General features: G+C 72.2%; 8 protein-coding genes. 7 read left to right on the top strand and 1 reads right to left on the bottom strand.

Annotation, left to right across the window (positions count from 1 at the left end; genetic code table 11):
- The first annotated feature begins 178 nt into the window (after positions 1-178).
- The 5 genes from ACY0MR_RS00685 to ACY0MR_RS00665 all read left to right on the top strand — a co-directional run bounded on the left by ACY0MR_RS00685 (position 179) and on the right by ACY0MR_RS00665 (position 5,563).
- Positions 179-1,762 carry a molybdopterin-dependent oxidoreductase gene (locus ACY0MR_RS00685; RefSeq protein WP_404080629.1) on the top strand — a complete coding sequence of 528 codons (1,584 nt, stop codon included), beginning with the start codon at positions 179-181 and terminating at the stop codon, positions 1,760-1,762.
- Positions 1,763-1,877: 115 nt separating this feature from the next.
- On the top strand, positions 1,878-2,528 hold the full coding sequence (locus ACY0MR_RS00680) for a fasciclin domain-containing protein (protein ID WP_392039935.1): 651 nt from the start codon (positions 1,878-1,880) through the stop codon (positions 2,526-2,528).
- Positions 2,529-2,829: 301 nt separating this feature from the next.
- Positions 2,830-3,714 (top strand): DUF4394 domain-containing protein, encoded by an 885-nt coding sequence (locus ACY0MR_RS00675; RefSeq protein ID WP_473558222.1) that lies wholly within the window; start codon positions 2,830-2,832, stop codon positions 3,712-3,714.
- A 376-nt stretch (positions 3,715-4,090) separates the two neighbouring features.
- A complete protein-coding gene (locus tag ACY0MR_RS00670) occupies positions 4,091-4,732 on the top strand; it encodes a hypothetical protein (protein WP_361847972.1) in 642 nt (213 codons plus the stop codon).
- Between the two features lie 216 nt (positions 4,733-4,948).
- Positions 4,949-5,563 (top strand): class F sortase, encoded by a 615-nt coding sequence (locus ACY0MR_RS00665; RefSeq protein ID WP_361848081.1) that lies wholly within the window; start codon positions 4,949-4,951, stop codon positions 5,561-5,563.
- Positions 5,564-5,933: 370 nt separating this feature from the next.
- Here ACY0MR_RS00665 and ACY0MR_RS00660 read toward each other — a convergent pair whose 3' ends face one another.
- On the bottom strand, positions 5,934-7,442 hold the full coding sequence (locus ACY0MR_RS00660) for a glutamate synthase subunit beta (RefSeq protein ID WP_404080620.1): 1,509 nt from the start codon (positions 7,440-7,442) through the stop codon (positions 5,934-5,936).
- A gap of 314 nt (positions 7,443-7,756) precedes the next feature.
- Between ACY0MR_RS00660 and ACY0MR_RS00655 the strand changes: the two genes are divergently transcribed.
- Together ACY0MR_RS00655 and ACY0MR_RS00650 are read left to right on the top strand one after the other, a co-directional pair.
- Positions 7,757-10,315: a Pls/PosA family non-ribosomal peptide synthetase gene (locus ACY0MR_RS00655; protein ID WP_473558219.1), complete on the top strand. Its 2,559-nt coding sequence runs from the start codon at positions 7,757-7,759 to the stop codon at positions 10,313-10,315.
- Complete coding sequence (locus ACY0MR_RS00650) at positions 10,312-13,035, top strand: non-ribosomal peptide synthetase (protein ID WP_473558216.1); 2,724 nt, start codon at positions 10,312-10,314, stop codon at positions 13,033-13,035. The genes ACY0MR_RS00655 and ACY0MR_RS00650 overlap by 4 nt, the downstream gene beginning before the upstream one ends.
- Positions 13,036-13,058 lie beyond the last annotated feature (23 nt).

Genomic DNA, 13,058 nt, shown 5'->3' with positions numbered 1-13,058 from the left:
CCGCCGAGACACCGCCACCCGAGGTCGGCTCCGGTTCCAGCGCGCTTCGAGGACGGTCTCGACGGCGGGCACCGGCCTGGACCGACCCGTCGTCGGCGGGGCCGCGCCCGCGTCGAACGGATCATCAGTTCGTCACCGATTCGCAGGACACACCCATCCGCTCGGCGCCGCGCGCCGAATGCCGGTCGTGAGCAACTTCCGCACCACCCTCTCCCGTATCGCGCTGGGCGCGTCGGCCGGACTCGTCGCCGGCTTCACCGCGCTGGCCGTCGCCGAGCTGGTCGCGGGTCTGATCCGGCCCGCCGCCGGTCCCCTCACGGTCGTCGGCGGAGCGGTGATCGACCGGACACCGGCCGCGGTGAAGGACTTCGCGATCCGCACGTTCGGCGAAGACGACAAGACGGTCCTTCAGCTCGGGATCCTCGCCGTCCTCGCGCTGATCGCCGCCGCCCTGGGTGTGGTCGCCCTCCGACACCGACGAACGGGTTCCTGCGGGATCCTCGTCTTCGGGGCCGTCGGGGCGGTGGCCGCCCTGAGCCGTCCCGACTCCGAGGGCATCGGCGACGTCCTGCCGTCGCTGGCGGGGGCGCTGGCAGGAGCCCTCGCCCTGTACCTCCTGGCCGGCCGGGCCGCACCGGCGTCCACCACGGAGGAGGGCGCGAGCGGAGGAGGCTGGAACCGGCGCGGCTTCCTCGTCGCGGCGGGCGCCACGGCCGTCGGCGCGACGGCAGCCGGCTTCCTCGGCCGCTACCTCACCGGCCGTCAGGCCCAGGGCGCCACCGCCTCCCGACAGGGCCTGGTGCTTCCCGCACCGGCCTCACCGGCACCGGCCGTCCCCCAGGGCGTCCAGCTCAAGATCCCCGGGATCACCCCCTTCACCACCCCGAACGGTGACTTCTACCGCGTCGACACCGCACTCGTCGTACCCAAGGTCGACGCGGGAAGCTGGCGCCTGCGGATCCACGGCAAGGGCGTGAAACAGGCCCGGACCTACACCCTCGACGATCTGCTGGCCCGGCCGCTCATCGAGCGGGACATCACGCTGACCTGCGTATCCAACGAGGTCGGCGGCCCGTACGCCGGCAACGCGCGATGGCTGGGAGTCCCGCTCTCCGAGCTGCTGGCCGAGTGCGGAGTGAAGCCGCCCTCGGCGGGAGGCGGCGCCGACCAGCTCGTCGCCCGATCCGTCGACGGCATGACGCTCGGTTCTCCCGTCGAGGACGTCATGGACGGCCGGGACGCCCTCCTCGCCGTCGGGATGAACGGCGAACCCCTGCCGTTCGACCACGGGTTCCCGGTACGCATGGTCGTCCCCGGCCTGTACGGCTACGTGTCCGCCTGCAAGTGGATCGAGGACATCGAACTCACCACGTTCGACGCCTACGACCCCTACTGGGTGAAGAGGAAATGGGCTCGCAAGGCGCCGATCAAGACCCAGTCCCGGATCGACACCCCCAAGCCCTTCGGGCGTCCCGACGCCGGAACCGTGGTCGTCGCCGGTGTGGCCTGGGCCCAGCACCGCGGCATCACCCGCGTGCAGATCCGGGTGGACGACGGTCCCTGGCAGGACGCGGACCTCGCCGCGCAGGACACCGTCGACACCTGGCGCCAGTGGTCGTATCGCTGGCAGGCCACACCGGGCGGCCACAACCTCACCGTCCGCGCCACCGACAGCACGGGACAGGTCCAGACCGAGCAGCGGGCCAGGACCATCCCCGACGGAGCAAGCGGCTGGCACAGCGTGTTCGTCACCGTCACCTAGACCGGTGCCGTCCGGACCTCCGTAACCCAGACCTCTGTCGGCCTCGCCGAGCGCCGGCAGACCAGGACCAACCCCTTCGTACAGATTCCGATCATCCATTCAAGGAGCAGTCAGCATGAACTCTCAGCGTCTCCGCCGTGGTGCCGTCGCCGTCGCCGCGGCCGCCGTCCTCCCCTTCTCCCTCGCCGCCTGCTCGGACTCCGACGGTGAGGGCAAGGCCTCCGCGTCCTCCTCGGCCGCCGCCGACTCCAGCACGCCCTCGGAGGCCCCCGCCGATACGTCCACGGCCATGGACGAGCCCTTCGGCCCGGCGTGTGCCGGCGTGCCGAAGGAGGGTGCGGGCTCCTTCGACGGCATGGCGAAGGACCCGGTGGCCACCGCCGCCTCCAACAACCCCGCCCTGTCCACGCTCGTGACGGCGGTCAAGAAGGCCGGCCTGGTCGACACCCTCAACAACGCCCAGAACATCACGGTGTTCGCCCCGACCAACGACGCGTTCGCCAAGATCCCGAAGGCCGACCTCGACAAGGTCCTCGCCGACAAGGCGACGCTCACCAAGATCCTCACGTACCACGTCGTGGGTCAGAAGCTCGCTCCCCAGCAGCTTGAGAAGGGCTCCTACGAGACGCTGCAGAAGGGCAAGCTCACCACCACGGGTTCCGGCGAGGAGTACACGGTGAACGACTCGTCCAAGGTCGTGTGCGGCAACGTCAAGACCGCCAACGCCAACGTCTACATCGTCGACACGGTCCTCATGCCCAAGTAGGAGACCTCCCGCTCACGCCTGAGACACACCCGTGGTCCGTCGTCCTCTCCGGGGAACGGCGGACCACCGGCGTCTCCGCGGGCGTCGGCCGCTCACCGCATGCGGGGCCGCAGCCGAGCGGATCCCCCGGTCGAGCTCCACGCACGGCACGTCATTGGTGTGGAGGTGGGCGTGGCGGTAGGACTATTGCGGGCCGTTCGAGGGGTTGCCCCGCAGGCCCCCCATCCGGGTTCCTCCGGGGGGCGAAGGATCCGCAGACGCGCCTCACCGTTGAGGCGCGCGAACCGATCGGAGCCTTCCTGTGCGTACTCTTCGAGTCGCCGCCACCGCTGTGGCCGCAGCCGCGATGACCGCTTCCCTGTTCTCCCCGGTCCTGGCGTCGGCGACCGAGGCCGGCGGTGATCCGTTCGGACCGCAGCACCGCGCCGCGGGGCACGGCCTGATCAGCGTGGGCCTCACCGCCGACCAGCGTCTGGTCGGCTTCGACGTCCGCAACCCCGCCGACACCTGGTCGCTGGGCAAGATCCAGGGCCTGCGGGGCGACAGCAAGCTGGTCGGGATCGACTTCCGCGTCCAGAACGGCAAGCTGTACGGCGTCGGCGACAAAGGCGGCGTCTACACGGTCGACAGCAACGCCAAGGCCGTCAAGGTCTCGCAGCTGACCGTCGCCCTCCAGGGCCGGTCCTTCGGTGTCGACTTCAACCCCGCCGCCAACCGCCTGCGCGTCATCAGCGACACCGGCCAGAACCTGCGTCACAACATCGACGACCCGGCCGCGCCGAACACCACCACCGTCGACGGCACGCTCACCAACCCGACCATGCCGCCGTCCACCGCCCTCGGCGTCACCGGCGCCGCGTACACGAACAACGACGTCGACGCGGCGACCGCGACGACGCTGTTCGACATCGACACCACCAACGACCGCGTCTCCCTGCAGTCCCCGGCCAACGCCGGCACCCTCGCGCCCACCGGCAACCTCGGTGTGAACGCCGGCCCGTCCGCCGGGTTCGACATCTACTACCAGGCGTCCGAGGGCTCCAACCGCGGCTTCGCGGCCCTGTCCACCGGAGGCAAGCAGCGCTTCTACAAGGTCGACGTCCTCACCGGCAGGGCCACGCTCGTCGGTGACTTCCCCGCCGGCCGTCAGATCGTCGACCTCGCGCTCCCGCTGAACCAGCACTGACCCGGACCGGCGGTGGAGGCGGGCTCGTGCGGCCCGCCTCCACCGCACGGCACGGTCCGTGCGGCACCGCACGGCCCGCAGGTGGGGCGAGGGCGTCCGGGAGCGCGGCACGAGCCGAGCGGCCGACGAACTCCCGCGCTGTCGAACCGACCTGAGAGGCCCTCTCACCGCCTCCGACGAGAAGATCCACTACAGCAGGATCCTCGGCGAATCGGTCTCGCGCGCCCGTGAATGAACCCACCTGGGGGAAGCGGGTCTCCCGGTTGCACTAGCCCCAGTGGCACACGAGAGCGCCGGAGCTGACGGTGGGCCATGTCGCTGCGTATCGAAAGCCGACAACGGGTCGGCCCACGCAGCAGACGGAAGGAAGCCGAAGATGCGCTCTGCCCGCATTCTGTTCGCCGCAACCGCCGCCGCCGGCACCCTGGCGCTCGCCGCACCCGGCGCCTACGCGATCACGTCCGGAGACTGGGACAAGGAGGACTCCTCCCACAGCCGCGACCACGACAAGCCGCACGGCGGCATGCACACCGGCTCGGGCGCCCTGTCCCTGGTCGACGCCGACGACTGGTCGAAGGACGAGCACGGCAAGAAGGACGACCACGGCAGGAAGGACCACGACAAGCCGCACGGCGGCGTCCACACCGGCGGCGGCGCCCTCACCACCGTGTCCGGTGACGAGTGGTCCAAGGAGCACGACAAGGGCGGCAAGCACGAGAAGGACCACGACAAGCCGAAGGGCGGCATGCACACCGGCTCCGGCGCCCTGTCCCTGGTCAACGCCGACGACTGGTCCAAGGACAAGGACAAGGAGCAGAAGGACGAGAACAGCTGGTCGAAGGAGAACCAGAAGGAGGAGGGCGGCTCGAAGCACGAGAAGCCCAAGGGCGGCATGCACACCGGCGGCGGCGGCCTCACGAACAGCGGTACGAGCCTGACGGGAGCCCTGGTGCTGGCCGGCGCCGCGGGCGCGTTCGTCCTCTACCGCCGCAGGCAGGGCGCCGGCTCGGCGGCCTGACGCGCAATCGCTGCGGGGGCCGGCGTGTCCGGCCCCCGCACACCCCCCCCCGCGTTCCGACCTGATCGCGCGCACGCGCTTCGAAAGGTGCTCACAGTGAAGACCCGTCCAGACTCCGCCGCTGACACCACGCCTCGGCGTACCGCACGGTGGGCTGTTCCCGCGGTGTTCTGGACGCTGGTACTGGCGGCGCTCCTCTTCGCCTTCGGCCCGGGCATGTTCGACCAGGACGACGCCTCCCCGCCCGGGCCCACCGTCCCGGCCGCCGCCGGGAACCCCCCGGCGGCCCCGACCGCCCCTTCGGGGCCCGCGGTGCCGGGTGCGTCGGAGGCGACCCCCGGCGCGGACGCGACGTCGTCGTCGCCCGCCATGCCGCGGTCGGCGCCCACGCGCCTGGTGATCCCCAAGATCGGCGTGAACGCACCGTTCACCGACCTGGAGATCGGACCGTCCGGGGCGCTGAACCCGCCTCCCGCGGACGACACCAACCTGGTCGGCTGGCACGCCGCGGGGGTCTCGCCGGGGGAGACCGGCACGGCGCTCGTCGCCGGCCACCTCGACACGGCCACCGCCCCGGCCGTCTTCGCCCGGCTGGGCGAGCTCGTCGCCGGCGACACCTTCCAGGTGCGGCGCGCGGACGGCTCCACCGCCGTCTTCCGCGTCGACTCCGTGGAGAGCTTCGACAAGGACGACTTCCCCGACGACCGGGTCTACGAGGACACGCCCCGGGCACTCGTCAGGCTCATCACCTGCGCGGGGGCGTACGACCGCACCGCCAAGGACTACACCGAGAATCTGGTCGTCTTCGCCCACCTGGAGCCCGTCGACTGATGCGGCGCCCGTCGGCCGCCCGTCTGCCGCCCTTCGGCCGGCCCCGGGCGGACCGTGGGCCGTCGCATTCCTCGATGAAGTGAACTCAGGTTTCCCACGCCACTCTCAGGAGTGACATGCGGCGAGCGGACCCATCCGCCGGTCACCGCCCTCCGAAGCATCACCGGAAGACGTCGGAGTCTCCCGGTGATTGTCCGGGGCGGGAGGGTCCGGCTGGTCCGTCGGCGCGACCGCACCCCGTGTGAGAGCGGAGTCATAGGTGCGGACCGAGGCGGGCCGAGGGGCGGAGGACGGTAGGGGCCGTCCTCCGCCCTTCATGTGAGAGCCCCCTACGTACGTCCTCATGGGAAGGCCCCCCATGCGAGCACCTTCACGCGAGCGGCCGGTCCGTCGCTCTGATCGGTGAGGGGAGCTCGGTGGCCCCGCGCAGGAAGCGATCCGCGGCCGCGGCGGCCGCCCGGCCCTCCGCGATGGCCCACACCACCAGCGACGCTCCGCGCCCGGCGTCGCCCGCGACGAAGACGGCGGTGGAGCCGGGCCCCTCCCGCGGTGGTGTCGCGGCGACGGGAAGGGCCGCGAAGTCGGGGGTGCGTGCGAACGTGCCCTGGTCGGTGGCCGTGAGACCCAAGGGCACGACCAGACCGGGATCCTGGTCCGGGCCCCGGAACCCGAGTGCGAGCAGGACCAGTTGAGCCGGGATCTCTCGGTTCGTGCCGGGGAGGGGCCGCCGGTCGTCCGGGGCCACCGCGTTGAGCACGAGGGCCCGCACGGCTCCTGAAGGATCACCGTCGAAGCGCACCGTGACGGAGGAGAAGGCCCGGGGGTCGGCACCGTCGCGGGCCAGCGCCTCCTCGTGGGCGTGGGACAGCCGGTGGATCCTCGGGTGGACGAGCGGCCACGGCTCGTCGGCCGTACGGTCCGGGCCCGGCCGGGGGTTGACGTCCACCTGCACGACGGACGCGGCGCCCTGACGCAGGGCGGTGCCGAGGCAGTCGGAGCCGGTGTCGCCTCCTCCGACGATGACGACGTCCTTGCCCCGCGCGGAGAGCTCGGCGGGCACGGGACACGAGGACGTGGCACGGTTGGCCGCGGTGAGGTACTCCATGGCGTGATGGATCCCTCTCAACATCCGCCCTTCACACTGGAGTTCGCGGGGCCGGGTCGCTCCGGTGGCGACCACGACGGCGTCGTGGTCGGACCTCAGACGATCCGCGTCGAGGCCGCGGCCGACGTCGACGCCGGGGCGGAAGACCGTGCCCTCCTCTTCCATCTGGGCGATCCTGGAGTCGAGGCGGTCCTTGGACATCTTGAAGTCGGGGATGCCGTAGCGCAGGAGACCGCCGACGCGGTCGGCCCTCTCGTACACCGTGACGGCGTGCCCGGCGCGGGTGAGTTGCTGGGCGGCCGCGAGTCCCGCCGGACCCGATCCCACGACGGCGACCGACCGCCCCGACAGCCTGGCCGGCCGCAGCGGAGACACGTATCCGCGTGCCCAGGCCTGCTCCGCGACGGTCCGCTCGATCTGCTTGACGCCCACCGACTCGTCGGTCAGGGCGAGGACGCAGGAGTCCTCACAGGGCGCGGGACAGAGGCAACCGGTGAACTCGGGGAAGTTGTTCGTGGCGTGAAGGCGCTCCGCCGCCGTGGCCCAGTCGCCGTGGGCGGCGTACACGTTCCATTCGGGGATGAGGTTGCCGAGCGGGCACGCCCCGTGACAGAAGGGCACGCCGCAGTCCATGCACCGCCGCGCCTGATCGGACACGACCGGCAGCAGCGGCTGACCCTGGTGCACCTCGTCCCAGTCCCGAGCACGTTCGCCGGGCGGTCTGGAGGGTGTCGGTCGCCGCGGTATGCGGAGGAAGCCGGCGGGGTCGGTCATGGTGCCCTCGGCGGGCCCTTCGGAAACCGGTGCGTACGGCCCTCATCGTACGTCCGTCAGGGCCGCCCGGGCCTCTTCTGGCCAGGTCGGACACGCCTGAGGCCATGGGACGCGGCGCTCCACGGCGTGCGCTGCCGCGCCCCGCCCCCGGGCCGCGGACGGATTCCGCCGGAAGTTCGGATGCGATACGACTTTCCGCCCGTCGGTCTCGAATCCCTTGTGTGAGCGTGTGCCGCAGGCCGCGGGGAGAGGCTCGTCCCCGAGCATCGCGGGGGGCTGCGGCAGACACCGGACACCGTCCAGGGAGAGACCTCATGGGACCCGATCCGCTCGACACCGCGGCCGCCCCCGTCGCCGTGGCCCCGGCGCCGGTCGACGGGGTCGACCGAGAGGCGGTCGAGGAGGTGCTGGCCCGGCTCATGACGGAGGTCGCCGAGCTGGAATCCGTACCGCCGGACGGCGACTTCTTCCACGACCTGGGAGCGGACTCGCTGCTCATGGCGCACTTCTGCGCCAGGGTGCGGAAGCAGCCCGGCATGCCACCGGTTTCCATGAAGGACGTGTACCAGCACCCGACGATCAGGAGCCTCAGCGCCGCCCTGACGGCACCGACCACCGCGCCACCGCGCGACGAGCAGGAGACGGAGCGCGAGGCCCCCTGCGACGTACCGGTTCACCGCGCACCCGCCGCCGGCCCCACCGGGCCCGGCCGCCCGCACGTCGTCCTCTGCGGCCTGTTCCAGCTGCTGAGCTTCCTGGGCTACGCCCTCCTCATCGCGGCCATCGTCACGCGGGGGTACGCGTGGATCGCGGCGGGCCACGACCCGGTCGACGACTACCTGCGCTCCCTGGCCTTCGGCGCTGTCGTGCTCGCCGTCCTGTGCACGCTGCCCATCGCGGCGAAGTGGCTGCTCATCGGGCACTGGAAGCCGGCGAGGATCCGTGTCTGGAGCCTCGGCTACATGAGGTTCTGGCTGGTCAAGACGCTGCTGCGGGCCAACCCCATGGTGCTCACGGTGGGCACGCCGCTGTACTCGCTCTACCTCCGCGCACTGGGTGCGCACGTGGGGCGCGGCGTCACCGTCCTGTCCCGCAGTGTGCCCGTCTGCACCGATCTCCTCTCCATCGGCGACCACACGGTCGTGCGCAAGGACGCGCTGATCAGCTGCTACCGAGCGCGCGACGCCATGATCGAGACCGGACCCGTCACCCTCGGCCGGGATGTCGTCGTCAGCGAGGCGACGGTCCTCGACATCCGGACCGCGATGGGCGACCGCTCCCAACTCGGGCACGCCTCGTCGCTCCACGCCGGGCAGTCCGTCCCCGCAGGACAGCACTGGCACGGGTCCCCCGCCCAGCCGTCCGACAGCGACTTCCGGGGAGTCGAGCCGACCCGCTGCGGCGGTGTACGACGCACCCTCCACGGCGTCGGGCAGATCCTCTTCGCGACGGCGATCGCCGCGCCCCTGGCCGTCGGCGGTCTGGACGCCATCCTCTCCAAGACCCCGCAGGTGGCCGCGGTGCTCGAACCCGGACCGGCCGCCCTCCTCGACCCCGGCTTCTACACCGGACTGCTCGTGGTCACGGCCCTCGCGTTCTTCGGGTCGATTCCGGTGGTCCTCCTGCTCCTGGCCGGCGTCTCGCGGCTGGCCGGCCGACTCGTCGTCCCCGGCCGCGTGTACCCGCTCTACGGGTTCCACCACGCCGTCCACCGGCTCTCGACGGTCCTGACCAACCGCAGGAGCCTGAACCGACTCTTCGGCGACAGCACGGCCGTCGTGCGCTACCTCCGCTGGATCGGGTACGACCTCTCCCGGGTGGAGCAGACCGGTTCGAACTTCGGGACGGTCGTCAAGCACGAGAGCCCTCTGCTGAGCCGTGTGGGCCGCGGGACGATGGTCGCCGACGGCCTCTCGCTGATGAACGCGGACTACTCCAGCACCTCCTTCCGGCTGTCCCCGACCCGCATCGGGGCGCACAACTTTCTCGGCAACGCGATCGCCTACCCCGCGCGGGGGCGGACCGGGGACAACTGCCTGCTGGCCACCAAGGTCATGGTCCCGGTCGACGGGCCGCTCCGGGAGAACGTCGGCCTGCTGGGTTCCCCCAGCTTCGAGATCCCGCGGTCGGTGCTCCGCGACAGCTCCTTCGACGACGTCCGCAGCGGTCCGGAGCTGCGCCGCCGTCTCGCGGCGAAGAACCGGCACAACGCCGTGACCGCGGCCTGGTACCTGATCAGCGCGTGGCTCTACCTCTTCCTCGTCACCGTGCTCTTCGCCGCCGCCGCGGACCTGTACGCCTCGGCTGGGGTGTGGGCGTTCGCCCTGGCCAACGCGGTGCTGCTGCCGTTCACCATCGCCTACTACGTGCTCGTCGAGCGACTCGTCACGCTGTTCGCCCCGCTCGGGCCGCTGTTCTGCTCGATCTACGACGTGCGGTTCTGGAGGCGCGAGCGGTACTGGAAGGTGCCCTCGGAGGCGTACCTCCGCATCCTGAACGGCACACCGTTCAAGAGCGCCGTCTGGCGCCTGCTGGGAGTGCGCGTCGGCAAGGGCGTCTTCGACGACGGCTGCAGCCTGCCGGAGCGGTCCATGGTGACCATCGGCGACGGCTGCACGCTCAACGCCGGCAGTGTCATCCAGTGCCACTCGCAGGAGGACGGCGCCTTCAAGTCGGAGCCGAGCGAGGTGGGCCCGGGGAGCACGCTCAGCGTCGGCGCCTTCGTCCACTACGGCGTGGAGATCGGTGCGCGCGTGCTCCTGGAGGCGGACTGCTTCCTGATGAAGGGCGAGACGGTTCCGGACGACAGCCGCTGGGCCGGGAACCCCGCCCGGCCGATGGACCACGGTGCGGACGGAGGCGGGTTCCGATGACGGTCACACGCGACGCCCCTCGCGAGGGCACGCCCTCCGCGGCCCGATGGACCACGATTCCCCGCTGGACCACCGCACCGGTGGCAGGCGTGGACGACCGGGTCGTCGAACTCCCCGACGGCATGGCGCTCGCGCTGGGGGAGCGGGCGAGCGAGCTCGGCGTGCCGGTGTCGGCACTCCACCTGGCAGCGCACGCCAAGGTCCTCGCGGCGCTCTCCGGTGAACGAGCGGTGACCACCGCCCGCCTGACGGCACCGGCGCGGTACGTGCCGTACCGGTCGACCGTCGCTCCCGGAACGTGGCGGGACCTCGTGGCCGCCGCCGCGCGTGAGCAGGAGCTGCCCGGGGACGGGGGAGGGCCCGGGACGGACGGCGGACCCGGGAGGTCGTTCGGAAAGGACGGGGCCCTCTGGCCCGACGCCTCGCCAGGGGAACCGCTCGGAGACCGCGGAGCCCGCGGACCGGACGACCCGCCAGGGGAACCGCTCGGAGACCGCGGAGCCCGCGGACCGGACGACCCGCCCGCTTCGAGCCCGCGGGGCGGCCCCGAGGTGCTCTTCGATCCGGACGGATACGGGCCCGTCCTGCCGGCCGGCGCGATCCTGTGCGTCACCGTGACGGAGGACGACGGCCGGCCGGTACTGAGGTCGCGCTTCCGCACCGACGCGCTCGACGGGGACGCCGCCGCCCGGATCGGCGGTTACCACATCACGGCCCTGCGCGGCCTCCTCGACGACCCGGAAGCAGCGCACGACACGCAGTGCCTGCTCTCCGAGGCGGAGATCCGCTTCCAGGTCGACGGCCTCGCCGGACCTTCGGCGCCGCTGCCGGACCTGAGGTTCCACGAGCTGTTCGAGGAGCGCGTGCGCCGGCACCCGGACCGGGTCGCGGCCGTGCACCGCGGCCGGCGGTGGACCTACCGCGACCTGAACCTGCGGGCCAATCGCCTGGCGCGCGCCCTGCTGGCCCGGGGCATGCGGCGCGAGGAGGCGGTCGCGGCCGTGCTGCCCCGCGACCTGTACTGGATGGCCGGCGTCCTCGCGGTCCTCAAGGCGGGCGGCACCTACCTGCCCGTGGACCCCGACTATCCGCCGGACCGCATCGCCACGATCCTGCGCCGCGCCGGGTGCCGCCTCGTCCTCAGCGAGCCCGGCAGCACCGGGAACGTCGACAGGGCGCCACGACCCCCTCGCGCACCCCTCACCGTCGTCGACGCGCCCTCCGTCGCGGAGGGCGGGGACGACGGCAGCGACCTCGGCATCCCCGTACCCGCCGACGCCCTCGCGTACATCTTCTTCACGTCGGGCTCGACCGGCGAGCCCAAGGGAGCGATGATCGAGCACGCGGGCATGCTCAACCACCTGCTGGCCAAGACCGAGGACCTGCACATCGGCGCGGGATCCGTCGTGGCGCAGACCGCCTCGCAGTGCTTCGACATCTCCGTGTGGCAGCTGCTCGCCGCCCCCCTGGTCGGCGGACGGACCCTCCTGGTCGAGCAGGAGGCCGTCCTCGACGTCCACCGCCTCCTCCAACTCGTCGCGCTGGAACAGGTCAGCGTGCTCCAGGTCGTGCCCTCCTACCTCGACGTCATGGTCTCGGCCCTGGAGCGCACCCCCCGCCCGCTGCCCAGCCTCCAGTACCTCTCGGCGACCGGTGAGGCGCTGCGGGCCGAGCTGGTGGGACGGTGGTTCCGCGTGCAGCCCGGCAGCAGCCTCGTCAACGCGTACGGACTGACCGAGACGTCCGACGACACCAACCACGACGTGCTGCACCGCGCGCCGGAGGACGGCCGTGTCACCCTGGGCCGGCCGGTCCGGAACGTCCGCGTCTACGTGGTGGACGACGGCCTGACCCCGGTCCCGCTCGGCGCCACCGGGACCGTCGCCTTCTCCGGGGTCTGCGTCGGGCGCGGCTACGTCAACGACCCCGAACGCACGGCCGCGTGCTACCGCCCCGACCCCCACCGCCCCGGAGAGCGCCTGTACCTCGGAGGCGACCTCGGCCGCTGGCTGCCCGACGGAAGACTCGAGTTCCTGGGGCGCCGCGACGCCCAGGTCAAGATCCGGGGATTCCGCGTGGAGATCGGCGACGTCGAGGCCGCCCTGCTGCGCGTGCCCGGCGTGCGCGACGCCGCGGTCGTGGTCACCGGGCGGACGGGACACGGACGGAACCTCGTCGCCTTCCACAGCGGGGACCCGGAACTCGGCTCCGACCACCTGCGCCGTCTGCTGGGCGAGCTGCTGCCCGCCTACATGGTGCCCGCCGTCTGCCACCGGCAGGACCCCCTTCCCCTGACTCCCAACGGAAAGATCGACCGCAAGGCGCTCGGCTCCCTCGCCGAAGAACTGGCCCACGGCGACACCCGTGGCGACGCCCCCCGCCCCGGGACCGAGGAACGACTGGCCCAGGCCTGGGCGGCGGTGCTCGGCACCGATCCCGCCGGGATCGGCCGGGGCGACGGGTTCATCGACCTCGGCGGAACGTCCCTGACCGCCGTACAGCTCGCCGTGGCACTGGACCGGGTCGTGTCGCTGCGGGATCTGACGACGTCCCCCACCCTGGCGGACCTCGCCGCCCTCATCGACGCCCGCACCGGGGGCGACGGATCCGCCGGCGCCCTCATCGACGCCCGTACCGCCGGCGGATCCGCCGGCGCCCGCACCGACGCCCGCACCCCCGACCGATCCGACGGCGACCGCACCGACCCGGACACGCCCTGACCCGCACGACACGAATCAGGAGA

The organism is Streptomyces sp. JN8 (assembly GCF_055808075.1).
Note: the sequence above shows the minus strand (reverse complement) of the source record. Positions and strands in the feature narration are given on the sequence as shown.

Bases quoted from the DNA above. Each gene is read 5' to 3' on its own strand.
- ACY0MR_RS00655 (WP_473558219.1), top strand. From the start codon at position 7,757: ATGGGACCCGATCCGCTCGACACCGCGGCCGCCCCCGTCGCCGTGGCC.
- ACY0MR_RS00680 (WP_392039935.1), top strand. From the start codon at position 1,878: ATGAACTCTCAGCGTCTCCGCCGTGGTGCCGTCGCCGTCGCCGCGGCC.
- ACY0MR_RS00685 (WP_404080629.1), top strand. From the start codon at position 179: ATGCCGGTCGTGAGCAACTTCCGCACCACCCTCTCCCGTATCGCGCTG.
- ACY0MR_RS00660 (WP_404080620.1), bottom strand. From the start codon at position 7,442: ATGACCGACCCCGCCGGCTTCCTCCGCATACCGCGGCGACCGACACCC.
- ACY0MR_RS00665 (WP_361848081.1), top strand. From the start codon at position 4,949: ATGTTCGACCAGGACGACGCCTCCCCGCCCGGGCCCACCGTCCCGGCC.
- ACY0MR_RS00650 (WP_473558216.1), top strand. From the start codon at position 10,312: ATGACGGTCACACGCGACGCCCCTCGCGAGGGCACGCCCTCCGCGGCC.
- ACY0MR_RS00670 (WP_361847972.1), top strand. From the start codon at position 4,091: ATGCGCTCTGCCCGCATTCTGTTCGCCGCAACCGCCGCCGCCGGCACC.